Source organism: Gallaecimonas aegicerasi (assembly GCF_045291545.1).
Taxonomy (GTDB): Bacteria; Pseudomonadota; Gammaproteobacteria; order Enterobacterales; family Gallaecimonadaceae; genus Gallaecimonas.
Genome location: NZ_CP149514.1, coordinates 505,778 through 526,774, shown reverse-complemented (window position 1 = coordinate 526,774; position 20,997 = coordinate 505,778). Strand labels below are relative to the sequence as shown.

The 20,997-nt window shown below is 57.9% G+C and carries 17 protein-coding genes; 10 read left to right on the top strand and 7 right to left on the bottom strand.

The genetic code is table 11. The features are described 5' to 3' along the window. Entirely contained in the window at positions 1–1,227 is a 1,227-nt protein-coding gene (locus WDB70_RS02535; protein WP_406666299.1) for a glycosyl transferase, read from the top strand. After that, the gene (locus tag WDB70_RS02530; RefSeq protein ID WP_406666297.1) at positions 1,220–2,962 is read left to right on the top strand and encodes a sugar phosphorylase; all 1,743 of its coding nucleotides are present in this window, start codon (positions 1,220–1,222) and stop codon (positions 2,960–2,962) included. Before WDB70_RS02535 ends, WDB70_RS02530 begins: the two co-directional genes overlap by 8 nt. Here the strand turns inward: WDB70_RS02530 and mdoH are convergent. The 3 genes from mdoH to tyrS form a co-directional block, all read right to left on the bottom strand. Then, positions 2,947–5,046, bottom strand: a complete 2,100-nt coding sequence (gene mdoH, locus WDB70_RS02525; protein ID WP_406666295.1) for a glucans biosynthesis glucosyltransferase MdoH — start codon at positions 5,044–5,046, stop codon at positions 2,947–2,949. The genes WDB70_RS02530 and mdoH overlap by 16 nt on opposite strands. Beyond that, positions 5,043–6,566: a glucan biosynthesis protein gene (locus WDB70_RS02520; RefSeq protein WP_406666293.1), complete on the bottom strand. Its 1,524-nt coding sequence runs from the start codon at positions 6,564–6,566 to the stop codon at positions 5,043–5,045. The genes mdoH and WDB70_RS02520 overlap by 4 nt, the downstream gene beginning before the upstream one ends. 97 nt (positions 6,567–6,663) lie before the next feature. Further along, positions 6,664–7,863 carry a tyrosine--tRNA ligase gene (gene tyrS / locus WDB70_RS02515; protein WP_406666291.1) on the bottom strand — a complete coding sequence of 400 codons (1,200 nt, stop codon included), beginning with the start codon at positions 7,861–7,863 and terminating at the stop codon, positions 6,664–6,666. A 145-nt stretch (positions 7,864–8,008) separates the two neighbouring features. Here tyrS and WDB70_RS02510 point away from each other — a divergent pair, with 145 nt between their 5' ends. The 5 genes from WDB70_RS02510 to WDB70_RS02490 are packed head-to-tail and all read left to right on the top strand — an operon-like array spanning position 8,009 to position 14,944. Beyond that, positions 8,009–9,295, top strand: coding sequence for a peptidoglycan DD-metalloendopeptidase family protein (locus WDB70_RS02510; protein ID WP_406666289.1), 1,287 nt, complete (start codon positions 8,009–8,011; stop codon positions 9,293–9,295). A 20-nt stretch (positions 9,296–9,315) separates the two neighbouring features. After that, entirely contained in the window at positions 9,316–10,365 is a 1,050-nt protein-coding gene (locus WDB70_RS02505; protein ID WP_406667996.1) for an anhydro-N-acetylmuramic acid kinase, read from the top strand. Between the two features lie 16 nt (positions 10,366–10,381). Beyond that, on the top strand, positions 10,382–11,605 hold the full coding sequence (locus WDB70_RS02500; protein ID WP_406666287.1) for a hypothetical protein: 1,224 nt from the start codon (positions 10,382–10,384) through the stop codon (positions 11,603–11,605). Further along, entirely contained in the window at positions 11,595–12,125 is a 531-nt protein-coding gene (locus WDB70_RS02495; protein ID WP_406666285.1) for a condensin complex protein MksE, read from the top strand. Before WDB70_RS02500 ends, WDB70_RS02495 begins: the two co-directional genes overlap by 11 nt. Next, positions 12,122–14,944 (top strand): ATPase, encoded by a 2,823-nt coding sequence (locus tag WDB70_RS02490; protein ID WP_406666283.1) that lies wholly within the window; start codon positions 12,122–12,124, stop codon positions 14,942–14,944. Before WDB70_RS02495 ends, WDB70_RS02490 begins: the two co-directional genes overlap by 4 nt. On the opposite strand, the gene WDB70_RS02485 is transcribed toward WDB70_RS02490, so the two are convergent. After that, positions 14,941–15,672 (bottom strand): endonuclease/exonuclease/phosphatase family protein, encoded by a 732-nt coding sequence (locus tag WDB70_RS02485; protein ID WP_406666281.1) that lies wholly within the window; start codon positions 15,670–15,672, stop codon positions 14,941–14,943. The genes WDB70_RS02490 and WDB70_RS02485 overlap by 4 nt on opposite strands. Positions 15,673–15,771: 99 nt before the next feature. Between WDB70_RS02485 and WDB70_RS02480 the strand changes: the two genes are divergently transcribed. The 3 genes from WDB70_RS02480 to WDB70_RS02470 all read left to right on the top strand — a co-directional run bounded on the left by WDB70_RS02480 (position 15,772) and on the right by WDB70_RS02470 (position 18,511). Then, on the top strand, positions 15,772–16,662 hold the full coding sequence (locus tag WDB70_RS02480) for an N-acetylmuramoyl-L-alanine amidase (protein ID WP_406666279.1): 891 nt from the start codon (positions 15,772–15,774) through the stop codon (positions 16,660–16,662). A 66-nt stretch (positions 16,663–16,728) separates the two neighbouring features. Next, positions 16,729–17,163, top strand: a complete 435-nt coding sequence (locus WDB70_RS02475; protein WP_406666277.1) for a MarR family winged helix-turn-helix transcriptional regulator — start codon at positions 16,729–16,731, stop codon at positions 17,161–17,163. Beyond that, on the top strand, positions 17,156–18,511 hold the full coding sequence (locus tag WDB70_RS02470) for an MATE family efflux transporter (protein WP_406666275.1): 1,356 nt from the start codon (positions 17,156–17,158) through the stop codon (positions 18,509–18,511). The genes WDB70_RS02475 and WDB70_RS02470 overlap by 8 nt, the downstream gene beginning before the upstream one ends. A 29-nt stretch (positions 18,512–18,540) precedes the next feature. On the opposite strand, the gene erpA is transcribed toward WDB70_RS02470, so the two are convergent. Genes erpA through clcA form a run of 3 tightly spaced genes read right to left on the bottom strand, consistent with a single transcriptional unit; the run spans position 18,541 to position 20,884 of the window. After that, complete coding sequence (erpA, locus tag WDB70_RS02465; RefSeq protein ID WP_406666273.1) at positions 18,541–18,882, bottom strand: iron-sulfur cluster insertion protein ErpA; 342 nt, start codon at positions 18,880–18,882, stop codon at positions 18,541–18,543. A gap of 33 nt (positions 18,883–18,915) precedes the next feature. Continuing rightward, on the bottom strand, positions 18,916–19,545 hold the full coding sequence (locus WDB70_RS02460) for a DUF6776 family protein (protein WP_406666271.1): 630 nt from the start codon (positions 19,543–19,545) through the stop codon (positions 18,916–18,918). Continuing rightward, entirely contained in the window at positions 19,532–20,884 is a 1,353-nt protein-coding gene (gene clcA / locus WDB70_RS02455) for a H(+)/Cl(-) exchange transporter ClcA (protein WP_406666269.1), read from the bottom strand. Before clcA ends, WDB70_RS02460 begins: the two co-directional genes overlap by 14 nt. Positions 20,885–20,997: the final 113 nt, after the last annotated feature.

The window sequence follows — 20,997 nt, the reverse complement described above, 5'->3', positions numbered from 1 at the left end:
ATGGCTGACTTCCATCAAAATGGCACCATTGCCACGCTACACAACCTTACCCAGCGTCCCATTGCCGAACTGGAGGCCGAACTGGTGGCGTTCAGCCGTAAACGCCCGCTGTCACTGGTGTTGCCGTCGTTGTACTCCGAGCTGGAGGCACCGGCATTGGAAGGGATCATCCAGGAACTCAAGGAGGTGCCCTACCTGAGCGATATCATCATCGGCCTGGACCGCGCCGATGAGCAGCAATACCGCCACGCCTTGCAGTATTTCAGCCGCCTGCCGCAGCGCCACCGCGTGTTATGGAATGACGGACCCAGGCTCAAAGCGCTGGATGAACACCTGGCCAGCCATGATTTGGCTCCCAGGCAAATGGGCAAAGGCCGCAACGTCTGGTATTGCCTCGGTTATATGCTGGCCAGCACCCAGAGCCAGGCAGTCGCACTGCACGACTGCGACATCGTCACTTACGAGCGGGGGCTGTTGGCGCGGCTGATTTACCCGGTCGCCAACCCGGTTTTCAACTACAGCTTTTCCAAGGGCTATTACGCCCGGGTTGCAGGGGGCAAGCTGCACGGGCGGGTAAACCGGCTGCTGGTCACGCCGCTTATTCGCAGCATGCAAAAGGTCTGTGGTTATAACGACTACCTCAATTACATGGATGGGTTTCGTTATTCACTGGCCGGTGAGTTTGCCCTGCGCCGGGATCTGGTGGGCCACCTGCATATTCCCAGCGACTGGGGCCTGGAGATCGGGGTACTGTCAGAGATGTACCGTAACTACGCCACCCAACGCATCTGCCAGGTAGACATCAGCGACAACTATGACCACAAGCATCAGGAGCTCAGCGCTGAAGACGCCAGCCAGGGGCTGTCAAAGATGAGCACTGACATTGCCAAGGCCTTTTTTCGCAAACTGGCCACTAACGGTGAGATCTTCAGTTCGGAAAAGATCCGTACCATCAAGGCCACCTATTACCGTATCGCCCTGGATTTCATCGACATTTTCAATGACGACGCGATGATCAACGGCCTGCGCTACGACCGCCATAAAGAAGAACAGGCTGTTGAACTGTTCGCACAAAACATTGTTGATGCCGGCAACACCTTTTTGGACAACCCCATGGAAACGCCCTTCATGCCAAGCTGGAGCCGGGTGGTCAGTGCGGTACCGGACATTCTGCCGCGGCTGAAGGATGCCGTGGAATCCGACACGCGGGAGTTCTTCAATGAGTGAGCCGCTGGCCCTGCGTCAACGCTTAAAGCAACATATGGCGCTGATTTACCCGCAGCAACAGCCAGAGCCGCTGATTGACGCACTGCTGGAGGCCATGGCGCTAGACCATGACGCCACCGCGCCGCCACCACATCAAAATCACTGGGATCAACAGGATGTGGTGCTGATCACTTACGGAAACTCCATCATCGATGAAGATGAAAAACCGTTGGTGACTCTCGACCGGCTGCTCACCGACGATTTTGCCGAGCTGGTATCGACGGTACACATCCTGCCATTTTTCCCTTACAGCTCCGATGATGGCTTTTCAGTCATTGATTACGTTTCGGTCAATGAGTCATTGGGTGACTGGGGCCATATTAATGCCATTGCCCGCCATAAAAAGCTGATGGCCGATCTGGTGATTAACCACATGTCGGCACGCAGCGCCTGGTTTGACAACTTTCGCCGCCGCCGTGACCCTGGCAAGGATTATTTCAAAGAAGCCAGCCCCGACGATGACCTCAGCCAGGTAGTGCGGCCACGTAACACGCCACTGCTGGCGCCGGTCCAGACCGAGGATGGTGAGCGCTTTGTCTGGTGTACTTTCAGCCATGATCAGGTTGACCTGGACTTTGCCAACCCCGAGGTGCTGCTGGCCTTTGTGCGGATCATCGCCTTTTATCTGCAACAAGGAATACGGCTGCTGCGTTTTGATGCGGTGGCTTACCTGTGGAAGCAGGCCGGTACAACGTCCATCCACCTGCAACAAACCCATGAGCTGATCAAACTGCTGCGCACCTTAATTGAATGTAAAGTGCCGGACGCGGTGATCATCACCGAAACCAATGTGCCAAACCGGGAAAACCTCACCTACTTTGGCAATGCCAACGAAGCCCACTGGATCTATAACTTTTCGCTACCCCCTTTGCTGATCTACAGCTTACTCAGCGGCGATTGCCGGCACCTGAAAACCTGGGCCATGAGCATGCCGCCGGCACAAAACGGCACAACCTACCTGAATTTTATTGCCAGTCATGACGGTATTGGCCTGCGCCCCGCCGAGGACTTGCTTGATGAGCAGGAACTGGCGCAGTTTATCAACACCATTAAAAGTAGCGGTGGCATGGTCAACTACCGCCGTAAGGACGGCGAAGATAAGCCCTACGAGCTGAACATCAGCCTCTGGGATGCCCTGAAAGATACTCTCAAGGGCGGCCAGCAGTCGCTACAACTGCCGCGTTATTTGTGTGCCCACACGCTGATGATGAGCCTCGAGGGGGTGCCGGCTTTTTATATTCATTCGCTGATGGCAACCGCCAACGACTACCGCAAAGTCGCTCTGACCGGCCGTAACCGCTCCATTAACCGCGGCCACTGGCCGATCAATGAGCTGAAGGCAGCACTGAGTAACGGCAGCCATCACCAACTGGTGTTTGACGAATTGCGCCGGCAATTGGCGATCCGCCGGGCCCAGCCGGCCTTCCACCCTAACGCCACCCAATTTACGCTGCATCTGGGGCAGCACTTGTTCGGACTTTGGCGGCAAAGCCCGGACCGGCGGCAGAGTATTTTTGCCATTCATAATATCAGTGCTGACACACAGCCACTGACGCTGGCAGACATCAACCTGGCCAGCACCGATCTGTGGCGCGACCTGCTCACCGGCCAACACTTTTCAGACCGTAGCCAGCAATTAACCCTGGGCCCTTACCAATGCCTATGGCTCAGTAACCTCGATTACAGCGAGCGCTGAGCCGGTTCGTCGGCCAGCGCCAGCCACTGTGCATAGCAATCCGGGGTCGATAACATCCAGGCCCGTTCGGCTTTATCGAGCATCGTCAGAGCTTCGGCAGCATCCGCGGCTTCGCTCAGCTTTAAACGCACCAGCGCTTCCATGGCACTGGCCTGCCCCTTAGCGCGACTGGCCACGGTGTCAATCAGGGCCAAACGACTCTGTCCTTGCCGGCTATCGGCCGCCAGCAGTGCCAGCGTCGGCGCCTCGGCGCGTCGCGCCTGGTAATCGGCCAGGCGGGCCAACATCGCGCTTTCAATGGCCGGCACAGTGCTTTCTTCCGGGATCTGCAGCCAGCCGCGAGCACTCATGCGCCGCCCTAACGCTGCATCACCACTGTAGTACGACAACGGCACCGCCAGCAGTAACCCGGCCAGAGCCGGTGATAACCAGGCCAGCAACTGCCAGGAGTTGAAATACGCCGCCACCGCCAACACCAGCCCCACCAGCACATGATACTGGTGACGCCGCCAGACCGCTTGCCAGGGTAAGCTGCCATCATCGCGGCGTTGAGCATGCCAGCCGCTATCGGCGCCCAGAATAACCGAGGCCACTGCACCGGTGTGGATCAGCATCATGACCGGTGCCACCAGAGCTGACAGCAACACTTCCAAGCCACTGCTCAGCAATAAGCGGCCACTACCGCCAAATTGGCGGCGCTTGTCGGCCGACATCAAGGCCAACATCAGGCCCAGTAACTTCGGGCCAAACAACACCGCCATGGTAATGCCGAACAAACGTAATGCCCGTTCGCTGTCGAGCACCGGCCAGGCCGGAAACAGGCTGAAGCTGTCGGGAAAGTACTCCGGGCGAATGAACTGTGCCTGCATTGCCAGAGCAAAGCCGGCCAGTACCAGTAACAGCCATAGCGGTGAACTCAGATATGACAGGATGCCGGTGACCATATGCAAGCGGCTGACCCAGCTCAGACCGTGGGCTGGCAGCACTTTGGCATGTTGCAAATTGCCCTGGCACCAACGCCGGTCACGCACCGCCATATCAATTAACGATGGCGGGCTTTCTTCATAAGAGCCATCCAGATCCCAGGCAATATCAACAGCCCAGCCAGCGCGGCGCAGCAATGCGGCCTCAACAAAATCATGGCTCATAATGTGGCCACCAAAAGGCGCCTTACCGGGTAGCGTCGGTAAGCCGGCATGGGCCATAAAGGCCTCGGTACGAATAATGGCGTTATGGCCCCAGAAGTTACCATCGTGGTGCACCCACCAGCCCAGGCCGGTGGCAACCACTGGCCCATACAAACGGGTTGCAAACTGCTGTAACCGGGCAAGTGGAGTCTGCCCGCGGATCAGCGTCGGAATGGTCTGAATGAGCGCAGTCTGCGGCGCCGCCTCCATACGCCGGGCTAGCTGGATCAGGGTGTCAGCACTCATCAGGCTATCGGCATCCAAGACCAGCATCTGCTGATAATGACGCCCCCAGCGCCGACAAAAGTCGGCTACATTACCCGCTTTGCGGCCGTGGTTATCGCGGCGGCGCCGGTAATAGACGCGGGCGCGGCCGGCCAAACGCTGACGCAGCGCCAAAAAGCAGCGCTCTTCCTGTAAAAGCACTTCGGGGTCGTTACTGTCGGCAATCAAAAACCAGTCAAACGCCGTTCCTTCCCCGGCGGCAACAACGGCTTCAGCCATCGCCTCAATGGCCGCACAGATACGCGCCGGATCCTCGTTATAACAAGGCATCAGCACCACGGTACGGCTGCTCAGTGGGGTTGAAATCCAAGCGGGGCGCTGGCCCCAACGCTGCACCGCAAAACCGGCCAATGCGGTGACAAAGGCCAGGGCAATGGGCGTAAAGGTCAAGCAGAACAGTACCAGGACCAAATACTCGGGCCAGGTCACGCCGCCCGCAGCGAACACCCGCCACATTTCCCGCCCGGCCCAGCCGGCCAGTAGTAGTGTTGCGCTGACCACCATAATCCGGCGCCAGCGCGCCGAAGCCACCTTGCCCTGCTCACGGCTGGGGGCCAGTCGCAGTTGTTGTGGCGGCATCAGCCCCTTGCGTTCAATCGGTGTCGCACTCATGAGCGTGGTGTCCAGCGATACAGCCAGGTCTCGCTCTGGCGACCGTCTTCAAAATGCAGGGAAGCCCGCAATTCCGACAGTGGCTTACTGCCCGGTTTCAGACGAAAGCTCAGCCGGTAGCCGTGTACATGCGGGTTGGCCTGCACCACCACATCGCTGACGGTGCCGTCAGAGGCGCTAACCTGCGCCTCTGGTAAGTGTGCCGGGGCGGCTTGCGGATCCTGATAATCAATGACAAACAAGCGATCTGGGGTTGGCCCCTTGATGTCTGCACGGCCACTGCGGGTGGCCACCACCTTGACCGTCTGAGTGGCCGGCTCATGCCCCCAGTTAAGGCGGTAACTGTAGCTGTACTCACCACCGGCCTTGAGGGTTTCGGCGGGGTTCCAGTAAGCGACAATATTGTCATGTATCTCCGAATTGGAGGGGATCTCCACCAATGTCACCGCCCCTTTACCCCAGTTACCCAAGGGTTCTACCCACAAACTGGGGCGGTTTTCATAGTGCGCTTCCAGATCCTGATAAGACTCAAAATGGCGCTCCCGCTGGATAAGGCCAAAGCCCAGCGGCGCAGTATCGGCAAAGGCACTGACCTGTAACTTGCTGGGGTTAGCCAGTGGCCGCCATAACCGCTCGCCTTTACCGTTCAGCATCAGCAGGCCATCGGAGTCGTGTACCTGTGGGCGAAAGTCGTCAACATCGTCACGGCCATTCATCGAGAACATGAACATGCTGGTGGCAGGTGCCAGGCCAACTTTATTCATGTCAACCCGCGGAAACAGTGTCGCTTCCACGTCCATCACGGTGTTGTCACCCGGACGAATGGTGAAGCGATAAGCACCGGTGGTACTGGGGCTATCCAGCAAGGCGTAGACCACAGCGGCATTGGAGTCATTGGACGGTTTAACCACCCAAAACGCCCGGAAGGCCGGAAACTCTTCGCCTTGCGGGTCCGCCGTTTTGATCGCCAAGCCACGGGCCGACAAGCCGTAATTCTGATGTTTGCCCAGCGAGCGAAAATAGCTGGCGCCCTGAAACACCGCCACTTCATCGTAATAATCAGGCCGGTTAATAGGGGCATGTAAACGCAACCCGGCAAAACCGATGTCGCTGCTTGGCAGCGGCGCAGTCATCACCGAGCCGGTGTTGAACATCGACGGCTGATAAGCCAGGTGATGCGCTTCCCCCTCATCAACAATGGCCACTTCCACCGGATCATGAAAGTACAGGCCGCGCATGAACAGCTGCATTTGATACGGCAACCCCGTTCCGGCCCAAATCGCCTGACTGGGGTCAAAGCGGATATCCCGGTACTGATCGTACGTCAGGTTTTGCAAGCTTGCCGGTAACGGCACATCCGGTGCCTGGTAGGGTTTTTGCGCCAGCTTACGGGCTATATTGAGCACCGTATCCTGGGTGAAGGGGCCATCTTTGGCAAACTGATCCACAGCCGCTTGAGCCGGGCTGGCCAGCAGCCATGCCAGCAGCAGCCAAGGCCAGAAAGGTCGACGTACTCGCACTGCAACTTCTCCATCATAGCGATGGCTAGCAGCCTTGCACGGCGTAGGTTAACGGATGCTGATAAACAAATAAGGCGCCCTTGAGCGCCTCATTTATTCAGTTAACAGTCACCCTGGCAAACTTGCGTTTACCGACCTGGAAGACAGCAACCGTGCCTTTTGCAATCAACTGGCGACTATCGGTGAGCTTGTCGCCGTCCATCTTCACCGCGCCTTGCTTGATCATGCGCATACCGTCGGAAGTGGAATTTACCAGCCCGGCGTCTTTGAGCAGGTTAGCAATGGCAATACCGTCTGCCTCAGCCACCAGGGTGACTTCATCCATTTCATCCGGAATGGCGTTTTTCTGGAAGCGCTGGATGAAATCCTGATGGGCCGCCTCGGCAGCCGCGTCATCGTGGAAACGGGCGATGATTTCCTTGGCCAGCAAAATTTTGTAATCCCGCGGATTGGCGCCTTCGGCGATAGCCTGGCGGAAGCCGGCAATTTCACTGAGCGGCCGGAATGACAGCAATTCGAAATAACGCCACATCAGCTCATCGCTGACAGACATGATTTTGCCGAACATCTCATTGGGCGCTTCGCTGATGCCGATGTAGTTGCCCGCTGATTTGGACATTTTCTTCACGCCATCAAGCCCTTCGAGCAGTGGCATCATCAGCACCACCTGCGCACTCTGGCCTTCGGATTTTTGCAATTCCCGGCCCATCAACAGGTTGAACTTCTGGTCCGTACCGCCCAGCTCCACGTCAGCTTTGAGGGCCACCGAATCGTAGCCTTGCAACAGCGGGTACATGAATTCGTGAATGGCAATAGGCTGGTTGGCGGCGTAGCGCTTTTTAAAGTCATCCCGCTCCAGCATCCGCGCCACAGTCAGGCTGGAAGCCAGCTTGAGCATGCCGGCCGCACCGAGCGGCTCCAGCCAACTGGAGTTAAACACCACTTCGGTCTTGGCCGGGTCAAGAATTTTGAACACCTGCTCTTTGTAAGTTTCGGCATTGCGGATCACGTCGTCACGCGTCAGTGGCGGGCGGGTGCTGTTTTTACCGGTCGGGTCACCGATCATGCCGGTAAAATCACCGATAAGAAAAACCACTTCATGGCCCAGATCCTGGAACTGGCGAAGCTTGTTCAACACCACGGTATGGCCCAGGTGAATATCCGGCGCGGTAGGATCGGCACCGAGCTTGATACGCAACGGCCGGTTTTCCTTCAGCTTGGCAATCAGTTCCTCTTCGACCAGGATCTCTTCCACACCCCGTTTCAGTACTTCCAGAGCATCCTGGACAGCATTCATGACCGACCCCTCATTTCACGGCAAAATGTCAAAGCGGCTAGTGTATCCGATTGGCCTAAGCCAATAAAAGCCGATAGACTGGAAGCCAGCACTGTTACAACATAGCAACGCTGCCGTTTCATCCACCTACATGACATTTACTGCCATGCTGCACCTGTTCAAGGCTCTGCCCAAGGGCCACAAAATGCTAATAAGTGGCGTTTCCGCCGCTCTGGCCCTATTGATGCTGTTGCCATCCGAAGAGGCACTGGCCACCCGCGTTCAGCAACCGGGCCAGTTGCAGCCTGGTCAGCGTTACTCACTGCCTTTGCAGCTACCGGCCAGTACTGTGGTGGCCGCCGAACCGGCCCTGGCCTGGCAAGCCCTGACCGTACAAAGTGGCGACAGCCTGGCTCGGTTGTTTGCCCGCAAGGGCTTGTCTGCCGGGCAGTTGCAGCGGTTGCTCAGTGACTTGGGGAACCAGGCGACACCCTTGACCCAACTGCGCCCCGGGGAAGTGCTGGAGTTTGCCATTGACAGTAGCGGCCAGTTGCAAGGACTGCGGTATGCCCCCAGCCAGACTCAGCTGTTGCACATCCACAAGGGCCAACAGGGGTTCGCCCTGCAACAGCACACCAAAGCCATTGAACATCGCGAGCAGTTTGCCGCCGGGACCATTACCTCTAACTTCTGGAATGCCGGGCTGGCGGCGGGGCTGTCACCAATGGTGATCGATGGCATTGCCGACATCCTCGGTTATGACATCGATTTTGCGCTGGAACTGCGTAAAGGTGACCGCTTTGCGGTGCTCTACCAGCAGGATTACGTGGATGGCCGCTTTATCAATGACGGCCATATTCTGGCGGTGACTTTTACCAATCAGGGCCAGACCTTCAGTGCCGTACGCCATAGCGACGGTAACTACTACACGCCGCAAGGTAAGTCGCTGCGCAAGGCCTTTTTACGTTCACCGGTGAACTACAAGTACATTTCTTCGAGCTTCAACCCCCGCCGCCTGCATCCGGTGACCGGCCGGGTGCGCCCCCATAACGGCATCGATTACGCCGCTCGCACCGGTACACCGGTATACGCCTCGGGCGAAGGGCGGGTGATCCGCTCTGCTTACAGCAGCCTCAACGGCAACCATGTATTCATCAAGCATGGTGAACGCTTTGTCACCAAGTACCTGCACCTGTCCAAACGGTTTGTGAAAACCGGCCAGCGGGTGAAGCAGGGCCAGCGTATCGGTAATGTTGGTGCTACCGGCCGTGTTACCGGCGCCCATCTGCATTACGAATTTCTGGTTAACGGCGTGCACCGCAACCCGCGTACCGTCCAACTCCCCCACGCGGCCCCCGTACCAGCCTCAGCACTGAGTGCCTTTCAGGGGCAAGCGCAGGCGCTGCTGGCGCGCTTGTCTGGCCGTCAGCGGCTGATGGTGGCCATGCAGTGAGTAATCTTTATATCGGCCTGATGAGCGGCACCAGTATGGATGGTATCGATGCCGCCCTGGTGCATTTTGATGGTGATCAGCCACAGTTGCTGGCGACGCAGTTGTCGCCCTTGCCGAACACCCTTGGCGAGCAATTACACGCCTTGTGCCAGCCCGGCCAGGACAGCCTGGAAGCGGTGATGGCCGCCAGCTTGCACATGGCCCGAGCCAGTGCTGATGCCGTTACGCGGCTGCTGGCCGAAGCAGGTGTTAGCCGCGACGCGGTGGTGGCCATCGGTAGCCATGGTCAGACCGTTCGTCACTGCCCGGAGCAAGGCTTTAGCGTGCAGCTTGGTGATGCCGCCACTCTGGCCGTGCAAACCGGTATCAATGTGGTGTCGAATTTTCGTATGAAAGATCTCGCCCTTGGGGGCCAGGGCGCCCCTTTGGTGCCGGCATTTCACCAGCAGGTACTGGCCTGCGATGCGGTGCTCAACATTGGCGGCATTGCCAATCTGAGTTGGCTCGGTGACCCTCTGCTGGGCTTTGATACCGGCCCGGGCAATACGCTGATGGATGCCTGGATTCGCCAGCACCGCCAGCAGCCCTATGACGCCGACGGCGCCTTCGCAGCCGCCGGAAAAGTGTTACCGGCACTGTTGAGCGCTTTGCTCAGTGACCCTTATTTTGCCCGCCCCTGGCCGAAATCCACCGGCCGTGAGCACTTTCACCTGCCTTGGCTGTACCAGTACCTCAGCGGCAATGAAGCCCCGGAAGACGTTCAGGCAACACTGCTGGCCCTGACCGTGGAAAGTATTGCCCTGCACGTGCAACAACTGATGAGTAGCGGCCAGTTAGCTGTCTGCGGTGGTGGCGCCCATAACCGGGCCTTGCTGACAGCGCTCAGCGCTCGCTTGCCGCAGCTGACCATTACCACCACGGACGAACTGGGGGTTCCCGGCGACTGGCTCGAAGCAATGGCCTTTGCCTGGCTGGCCAGACGCTTTATGCTGGAGCAACCCGGCAACGCCCCGGCGGTCACTGGCGCGTCCCGCCCGGCCGTCTTAGGACAACTGACACTGGCCCGCTAAGCCCAACGAGTCGTACATGCACCATCCCAGCAAGATCATCCGTCTGTTGGCCGAACATTGGCCAACCCTCGACGCTCTGGTCAGCCACTTTGGCTATACCCCCTTCAGCCTGCAGGATCTGCAAGGGCTGATGCAGCGCCACAATCCACACTGGCGCCCCGAGAAATGCTTCAAAGAAGCCGAACGTTTTGTCACTCTGGACATTGCCATCCCGCTCCCCAAATCCAGCCTGCTGGAATTAAACGGGCTGATTTTCGAGCTGGTGCAGCATCTGGTGCGCGAGCATCAACTGGGCCTGAGTGGCGAAATTGAAGTGCAACTCAGTGAAATACAGCGGCTCAGTGAACGGCTGCAAGGCAGCCTTAGCGCCCGCGACAGTGATGACAGCCGCCGGTTTGTTCGCCGCATAGACAGCCTGGTTCGCAAGGTCGGGCAAGCCTTTATCGCCAATGAAAGCGCCATTTACCACCTTGCCGAGCAGGCAAAGACCGATACCACACTGACTCTTGGCCACCGTTACCAGCTGGTACTGGATGCCTTCGATGACTACATCGAGCCAATGCTGGCCCTGCTTGATACCCATGGCCACTTTTCCCAGGCCCTCGACCAGCTGGCGGCTCTGCTCTATCAACAACACCAGCAATTGGCTCAGGCCGGCTTGATGAGTGACGTTCGCAGCGCCTTGCTGCTACTGCGGACCCGTATTTTGATCCTCTTTAACGAAGGTCGCGAAAGCCTGCGCCGAGCCGCCGATGTCCTGCTGCCGCTGCGTCAGGAACTGCGCCGCAATACCCTGGTGGCCAAAGCCGCCAGCCAGATGCTGGCAGCCGTGCGCAAGCAAGGCCTGGAGCGCGCCTTGGCCGAGCACACACCGGTACTGGCTTCCGATCAGCAGCGCCGGGCCCTGGCCAGCCACAGCCAGCTGCTGGCTTATCTGGGAGACATCAGCCGTTATCAGGATCAGGACGTCACCCTGCCTGACGATGACGATCGGGCACCGGCGGCACACCTGAATTTACCCGATCCGGAACAGGTCAAAGCCGCTTTTGCCAAGGCCCGCCACCCCAGTGCCCTGCACTGGCTACAAGACCATTACCCGCAACTGGCCGCCGATGAGCTGCTGCATCTTTATCAGTTGCTGGAACTGAACAGTGAAAACCGCCACGGCCCACGCCAACGCCTGAAACTGGCTGACTGCACCGTGGAACTGTATCCGTTGGAGACCCGCCATGATGATTGATTTGGCCGAACTAAAGGCCCTGGACGAGATCCACCGCAAACTGGCAGCAGGCTATCACCTCAGTGAAAATGAGCCCGGCCTGTGGCTGGAGCTAAGTGCCCAACACAGTGCCTACGAAACCCTGTTTGCAGCACTGGGGTATGACCTGCGACACGACGAGCGCGGTTTTTTCTACTTCGACAGCCCCGACACTAGCGCCACCATGTCGAAAACCTCCCAGTGGTTCGCGCTTACCCTCTATTGCCTGGTAGAAGACCGTGCCGATGCCGGTAAAGATCCACTGCAAAGCCTGTTCGATGAGAGTATCGGCTTTGCGGAAATGGACGCACTGGTGAGCCGCCACCTGGCCCTGTTTGAACAGCTCAATGTGCACAGTGCCTCCGATCTGCGCAAAGAAGTCTTCAACCGCATGCTGCGTTTAGGCTTTGCCCGTGAAGATGGCGACGGCTTCCGACTGCTGCCGCCTTGCCACCGCTTTATAGATGCCGCTCTGGCGCTGACCGAAGAGGCCCAACCATGACCACCAACCGTTTTGGCCTCACCAAGCTGGCCCTGCTCAATACCGCCGGTTATGGCAAATGCGTACTGCCGCTGAACAAACCGGTATCCGTCTGCGCTCCCAATAACACCGGCAAGTCGTCGGTGATCAACGCGCTACAGTTTCCACTGATCAATGACATGCGCCTGACCGAGTGGGATGGCCACAGCTTTGAGGAAACCCGCAAGTTCTACTTCGGCTCCGACCGTTCCTACATTCTTCTTGAAGCCGAACTGCCTGGCGATCGCACCATGACCATCGGCGTTGCCGGCCGGGGCAAAGCCAGCGGCTACCAATACCAGTACTTCTGCTATGAAGGAGCGCTGGATCTGGGCCACTACATGGCGGGCAACAGCATCCTGCCGTACGGCAAGCTCTTTGAACGCTTGCAAAGCCAGAGCCTGCACCCCAAAGAACTGAAAGCCAATGAACTGAACGCCCTGCTGACCGGGGGCGCCACCCCCTTTGAACACCTCAGCATGAAGCTCATCGCCTTGAATAATGTTTCTGACGCGCCGGTTTATAAGGAGATCTTCCGGCGCATGCTCAACTTGCACAAGTTGAGCGCCCAGGACGTCAAAGGCTTCATGCTAAAAGTCTTTGACCGGCACTTTTCCAATGCCCGTATCGATTTTCTGGCGGTCTGGCACAACGCCTTCGACAAAGTGAACCGGATGCGGGCGCAACTGGCGGTCATGGAACGCGAAAGCGCCGCCATTACCGCCCTTGAGAACCTGCTCGACAGCCGCGCCGTTTTGCGGGGCAAGCTGGCCGCTTACCAACCCAAGCTGGATAAAGCGCTGGCGCAATGGCATGACCACATGGACGACAAGCAGCAGGCGCTGGGCGAGCAACATCAACAGCTGCTGGATGACAAAGCCAGCCTGAAAGGCCAGCACAGCTTTTTGCAAAAGCAACTGATGAACCTCGGCGGTAGCAAAGGCCGACTGGAGCAATGGCTGGCCGATTACGACCGCCTGCATCAGGAGTTTGCCCTGGTTGATGCCAGTACCCTGGAGCACAACCTGGCCAGTCTCAAACTGGAATATGAAGATCTGGTGGGGCTATTGGCCTCGGTCAAGGCCCAGCCGTTATCAGCCATTGAGCGGCGCATCCGCGACCTGCGCCGGCAACTCAGCTCCAACAAGCTGCAGTTCAAGAACCTCGAATACAACTTTTACTCCCGGCTGCGTGAAGATCTATCGCCTGGCGAAGTGGCGGAGCTGAGCAAACTGCTCAACCCGGATCTGCTGGCGTTGTCCACCGCCACTGGCGGTGACATTCACATCGAGGACGACCACGCCTTTGGCGAACTGCTGGAGCAATTGGCCGGCTGCATCCGCGCCGACACACTGCACCTGCCCGGTGCTACCGTCGCCCTGAAGCACCTGGGTAGCCACGATTTCAGCGCCAGTGAAGATAAAGTCGCCCTCAAAGAAAGCATTGAGCAGCAAGAAGCAGAGCTGGCGCAGCTTAATGCGCAATTGAAAACCCTGCAGGACTTGGAAGCCAAACAGGCCGAGAAACGCTCCTTGGAGCAGCAGATAGAGCAGGAACAGGCGGCCCTGCGGGCTTTTGCCCGCTTTGATGAAATGCGTGGCCAGTATGCCGAACAACAGCGCCAGTTCGACGCCCTGGCAGAAGAAGAAGCCATGCTGAGTGCCCAGCTCGACGAACTGCGTGGCCAGGAAACGCGTATTAACGATCAACTGATGCAACTGCAGGTACAAAAAGACAACCTGCAGCGCCAGGGCGATGCACTGGCCAGAGTCAAAGGCCAACGCCTGGACGACCAGCTGGATCTACGCAGTGGCCGGCAGACCCCGTATCTGATGGATATTCAGCTGGATATGGATGGCCTGGCGGACACTGTTGATTACTTCAACCGCGAATGTCGGGATCTGCGTAACCACGATCTGGATATTGCCAACACTTACTTGCACCTGTTCAAGCAGGGCATTACCCAGTATGACGGTGAGCCAGATGAAGAAAGCCGTTGCCAGAAGCTCATCAACAGCTTCCACAACCTGCCGGCCGAACGGGAAGTAATTGCCCGCCAGGCCCGGGCGGCACTGGTGGATGTTGCCGGCACGCTCAGCGCCTTGCGTAATGATCTGCTGCGCCTGCACAGTGAAATGGAGCGCTTTAATCAGAGCATTACCCGCCACCCGATTTCCAACCTCAAAGGCTTCAAGATCGAAGTTCTGGACCGGCCTGCGCTGGTGCAGCACATCGACACCATCTTGCAGGCCTCAAAGCAGGTAGAACAGGGAGAAAGCTTCAATCTGCTCGACCTCAGTCAACCCAGCAATGACAAAGCCCTGGGCGAAGCCAAGGACTACCTCATTCAGGTGGGTAGCGAACGGGCTGGCCTGACCCTGGATGATCTGTTTGATATCCGCTTTAAGGTGACAGACAGGGCCGGCCACACCGAGTCATTCGACAAGATTGATTCGGCTGGTTCTAATGGCACCCGCATCACCATCAAGTTGCTGTGTGGCATGTTGTTTATCCGTGAGCTGCTCAATGACAAAGAGCGCGACCAGTACCACATCCCGCTCTACATTGATGAAGCAGCCGACATTGACCCGGCTAACCAGCGCGCCATCATTGATACCGCTCGCCACTTCGGTTTCGTGCCGATTTTTGCCTCGGTGAAGCCGCAGATCGTCTGTGATGTGGTAGTACCAATCCGCACCACCCGTGATGGCACCTTGAACCTAGTAGAAGAAAAAGACTGGATTTTTGTCAGCCCTCAGGCCGAACAGCACCATGATGCAGCCCTGGCGGTAGACGCCTAGAGCGGCAAGAAGCGGGCATAAATGGGGTTGTGGTCGGACAGCAGATCGGTATCGATGGCCGTGGCGCTGTCCAGCTGCAGGCCCCGGTAAAAAATAAAATCCAGTGGTTGGCGGAAAACCTGCTTGATGTGATGGGGGTTTTCCATCACCGCCTGACGCAGTCCGGTCAACTCGGTAAAACGCGCCAGATAGCGCTGACGGCGACGGCTCCAGACATTGAAGTCACCCGCTACCACCATAGGCCCGCGGTGGGCCTGAAGGTAATCAATCAGGCTTTCCATTTCCGCCAGAAAACGCCGGTGGTGTACAAAGTTGACCGAGTGCACATTGGCCACCAGTACCCGCTCACCGGCGAACAGGTGCTCACTGAGCATCACGCTTTTGTGTGTCGCAAACTGCAACTCACGGTGCTGACTCAGTAAGGCTGTGGCGTCCTCAAATGCCAGCTCACTGGCTGTAACCACGCCAAAATGGTGGCGGCGGGTCTGTATATTCGGGGCCATCATCCACGAGAGTCCCGCCAGGTTCAGGCGCTGCCCCACTGGCATCTTCGCTTCTTGTAACAGTAAAAGCTGCGTTGGGTAATGATGCATCAGCCATTGCAGACGCTGCATAAAAGCCCGGCTGAGCGTGCATTTTTGCGTATTCCAGCACATTACCCCCAGGCGCTCAGCAGCCGCGCTACTGTGCGGTTGTAGGGACTGTGGTAGTGACAGGGGCTTGAGCATGGCGTCCTCGCAGGTCTCACTGTTCAGCCTATCAGGCCCCTGCCCGGCTTGCAGTGTATTGGCAGTGAATTTACGCTGAACAGAACCATGAGGGCGCCTGTGAAAGCCGTTATTCCATTTTTGCTGCTGCTTCTGCTGAGCAGTTGCAGCCAATTACCACTAAAAAGCCTGCCTTCACCTAATTACAATGATCGGGTGAAGTTTCTGGTGCTGCATTTTACCGCGGAGGATTTTGCCGGTTCAGTGCGGGCACTGGTCAGCGAGCATCAGGTTTCCAGCCATTACCTGATCCCCCAGCACCATGACCCAAGCTATCCTTACAGCCGACTGGCTGTTTTCCAACTGGTGCCGGAAGACAAGCGCGCCTGGCATGCCGGCGTCAGTTACTGGCAGGGCCGCGAAGATCTGAATGACACTTCCATCGGCGTGGAAATTGTCAATCAGCCAGACTGCCAGCCACCGCCTTACCCTGATGGCCGCCGCCAGTGCCAGTATCCGGCCTTTGATCCCGAGCAGATCAGCTTGGTCGTCCGCCTGGCTCAACAGATCCTGGCCCGCCACCCGGATATAGGCCCCACACAGGTGATCGGCCACGCCGATATTGCCCCTGACCGCAAAGACGACCCGGGCCCACGCTTCCCCTGGCAACAGCTATATCAGGCCGGTGTCGGAGCCTGGTATGAGCAAGATACACGGGCCCGTTACCGCCAGGCTTTTGGCCAGCGGCCGTTACCCTTGCCAATATTGCAGCAGGCTCTGGCCGACTACGGTTACCGCTTGCAAGTGACCGGCAGTGCCGATCGTCAGACCCGCGATGTTCTGCTGGCTTTTCAGATGCATTTTTTACCTCAGGCGGTCAGCGGCAAACCTGACCTGGACACTGCTGCAACAATTTTTGCTTTATTGAGCAAGTACTTCCCCGAAAAAGCAGCCACCCTTTGGGCTGCTTATCAGCAGGCAGAAATAATCCCCGCACCTCCTGAAAACTAAAAAAGCTTGCACAGGCACATAAACCACCGCAATATACTTGCGAACTCAAATATCAGGCAAATAAAAATGTGCAAGGCTCAACAAACGCTGCTGGCGCTGATCAAGCTCGGCCAGCACCTGACACGCAAACTGGAAGGTCAGCTCAGCGTGCACGGTATCAGTGTCAGTGAACTGCAGGTGATGTGGCAGCTCCAGCAAGCGCCCCAGCATGCTCTGCGGCGAATTGATCTGGCAGCCCAGGTTGGCCTCAGCGCCTCTGGGGTCACGCGCTTACTGTTACCAATGGAAAAACTGCATCTGGTCAGCCGCCAGGCTAACCCCCGTGATGCCCGGGTCAGTATGGTCAAGCTCACCGACACCGGCCTGGAGCGCTTTAACGATGCCATGGTCACCTTTGCCAGCACCGCCCGGCAACTGCTGGGGCCACTGGACGAACAGCAGCTTGATATGCTGCTGGCCGGAACCCGGCAATTACAGGGGGAGCCAATACACCATGCGTGACCTGACACAAGGTTCAGTGCGTAGCCAGATCATTGCCATGTCGGTGCCGATCATCATCAGCATGCTGGTGCAAACGCTGTATCAAATGGTGGATCTGTATTTTGTGGCACATCTGGGCAGTACTGCTTTGGCCGGGGTCAACACCGCTGGCAGCGTGATGATGCTGGTAATGGCCCTGACCCAGACCCTCAGCGTCGGTACTGTGGCACTGATCGCCCGCGCGATCGGCGGCAAAGACACCGAACAGGCCAACCGGGTGTTTAATCAAGCCCTGAGTATGGCGCTGCTGACAGCCTTGCTGACGCTACTGGCCGGCTACCCTGTTGCTCAGTATTACATTCACTCGCTGGCTGCCGACACTGCCACCAGTACCGCCGGCCTCACCTACCTGCACTGGTCTTTACCGGCGCTGGCCATGATGTTCATCAATGCCGCCATGGGCGCCGGCTTGCGGGGCAGTGGTATCGTTAAACCGACCATGGTGGTGCAGTTACTGACGGTACTGTTGAACATGCTGCTGACCCCGATCATGACGGCCGGCTGGCTGACCGGGCACCCTCTGGGGGTCATGGGGGCCGCGCTGTCGACCACCTTGTCGGTGGTCGTGGGTATGGTGGTACTGGCAATCTATATGCTGCGCCACGCCCGGCATCTGGCAGTGCATCGGCAGCACTTGTGGCCACGCTGGGCCACCTGGCGGCAGTTGCTCGTTATCGGCTTGCCGGCCGGGGGCGAGTTTGCGCTGATGTTTACGTCGACAATCCTGGTGTACTGGCTGATCAAAGGCTTCGGCGCCGAGGCGCAAGCCGCTTATGGTGTAGGTAGCCGTCTGATGCAGTTTTTCTATCTGCCGGCCATGGCGGTGTCTTTTGCCCTGCCAGCGATTGTCGGCCAGAACCTGGGCGCCCGCCAGGGGCCGCGCATCCGTGAGGCCCTTAAGCAAACCCTGCTGATTGAGGCCCTGCTGATGCTTATCGCCATGCTGCTGTGCCAGTGGCATCCGGCGGTCATCGCCCGCATCTTCACAACCGATGCAACGGTGGTGCAGATTGCCGTGGAGTTTCTCAGCATCATGTCCTTTGCCTTTCTTGCTGGAGGCATTACCTTTAGCTGCTCCAGCTTCTTTCAGGGCATGGGCAATACCTGGCCAGCACTGTTCAGTGCCGCCATGCGTTTGCTGCTGTTTGCCATTGGCGTTGGCTACCTGTCACACCAGCAACACTTTTCCCTGACCACTTTGTGGTATTGGATGGTGCTGGTGGGCTTTTTACAAGCGCTGTTGAGTTGGCTACTGGCGCGGCGGGAAATGGCCCGGCAATTACCGGCGCTGCAGAGCGCTGAGGCATGAAAAAAGGCAGCCCAGGCTGCCTTTTTTATTCAGATAGAAAAGCTCGAACCACAGCCACAGGTAGTAGTGGCATTGGGGTTATTGACCAAAAAGCGCGACCCTTGCAGACCTTCGGTGTAGTCAACCGTACCGCCAACCAGGTATTGCAGGCTCATCGGGTCAACCACCAGCGTCACCCCTTCTTTTTCAATCAGGGTGTCGCCATCATTGGCTTTTTCATCAAAGGTAAAACCGTACTGGAACCCGGAGCAACCACCGCCGGTTACGTAAACCCGCAGTTTCAGCTCGGGGTTTTGTTCTTCCTCAATCAACACTTTTACCTTCTGCGCAGCGGCATCGGTAAAGTGGATGGGCATAGGCGCTTCGCTCATCACAGACTCCAATCTTGTTGCTGGGCACTATTATCAGTTTACCGGGCCCACCGGTGCAAGGGTGTGCCAGCCGTAATGACGCAGGCTGGCCGGTAAGCCCGGAATTTTCACCGTTAAATCGAGGGTTTGCGGCACAAAACCGTCTGGCAGATAAAAGCGCCCAGACAGTCGCTCGAGGTTTTTTATCTTAAAACGCAGCCAGTCCTGGCCTTTATGCTGGTCACCACGGGCCGCTTCAATCAAATCCACCGTAAAAGGCAATCCCTTGAGCGTACCGGCCAGCTCCATACCCAGCTGTCCGGGAATGATCCGGCCGCCAACGCCCATCAGCGCCAGCTGGTAACGCCAGGCGCCATCACGTTCCGACACCATGGCCAGCGACGCCACACTGACCAGGCTGTCCTGTGGGCTGAAGGCGCGGTTGAAGGTATCCAGCTGCTGGCGCAGCTGCTGATTGTCGCCGGTCAGGGTCTGTAGCTGCTGGCGCAGGGCGCGGTTGGTGTCACGCAGGGCCTCGTTTTCAGCCTGGGTCATGGCCTGACTGGTCTGAGCTTGATTAAGACGGGCCGCCAGTTGCGGCGAGCTGAGTTTACTGAGCCGACCAACGGCAAAGCCCATCACCACACACAAGGCTATTGCCACCAGCCCGTCACGCCGCGTCACGCTTTTGCTCCGCCGCCAGAATACGGGCCAGTAACTGGCCATAAAGCGGTTTACCTCCCAGGGCCTGAGCCACCATGGTGGCACCAATAATGGTCACCAGCAGCGGCAGGATAAGCTGGTAATTATTGGTCATTTCAATGACCAGGATGATACCGGTCAGCGGCGCTCGCACTGTCGCTGCAAAGAGCGCCCCCATACCGGCAATAGCAAAGGTACCGGGCTCAATACCCAGGTGCGGCAGCAAGGTCTGACACAGCAGCCCAAAGCCCATGCCAAACAAAGTGCCCAGTGCCAGCATCGGTGCAAAAATACCGCCCGGAGCGCCGGAGCTAAAACTGAGCACCGTGGTCAGCAGTCGGCCTAAAAACAGCAACAACAAGGCACCGATGGTGTAGCTGCCCACAGTAACGGACGGAATAAGAGCAATGCCGCCACCGGTGAGATCCGGGCCATAGACGGTTAACAGGCCCATCGCCGCTCCGAGTGCAGCGCCCAGCAGCAGCCGCCCTTTCATGGTGTTGCGATGAAGCCGCGCATAACAGTCCTGCGTGAACAAAATGGCGCGGTTAAAGAGAATACCGAAAGCTCCGAACAGGCAGCCCAGCAACAAAAACAGCGCCAGCGATGGTAACGACGGCGGGCTGTAACTGGGCATTTCAATGGCAGCTTCCTGACCGAGCATGGTCCTACAAACGATATTGGCGACCACGGTGCCAATAAACACACACTTGATGGAAATCAGCCCGTAGCGAAACTGTGGCCGCATTTCCTCAACCACAAACAATACCCCGGCCAGCGGCGCATTAAAGGCCGCTGACAAGCCGCCGGCAGCACCGGCCGCCAACAAGGCATGAGCATTGTCTTTGCTGACTTTAAAGAGATCGGCAACCAGCTTGCCAACCGCGCCACCGAGCTGAACGGTCGGTCCTTCACGACCCAGCACCAGGCCGCCGCCCTGGGCCAGAAAGCCACCGAAAATCTTCACCGGCAGCACCCGCCACCAGCGAACGGGCCGCAGGTTATCCAGCGCACCCTCAATTTCCGGGATACCAGAGCCGGCGGCTTCCGGTGCAAAACGGTAGGTCAGCCACAGAGCCAACATGGTCATGACAGCGGTGACGGTCATCGCCAGCAGCCAGCGTGGCCAGCCGGCCTGAGCCCACAGGCTGAGCCCTTGCGCCCGCCACGACAGCACATCGTGCAGACCTAGCTGAAAACCGGTGGCCAGTAGCCCGGCCAGCGCCCCCACCAGCGCCGAGAGCAGTAACAACCAAAGCGGTGCCTTGTCGGCTGCCAGAAAGAGCCGGACCAGACTGCTTGATTGAACTCGCGATCGCATGGCGTTGGGTATCAGTAAGTTACGAAGGCGCGCAGTATAACAAAACTCTCGGCCAAGTTGGCTTTTGCGTAAACGCCTTAGCCTCTATAATGGCCAGCCAGCCAGGCCAGATG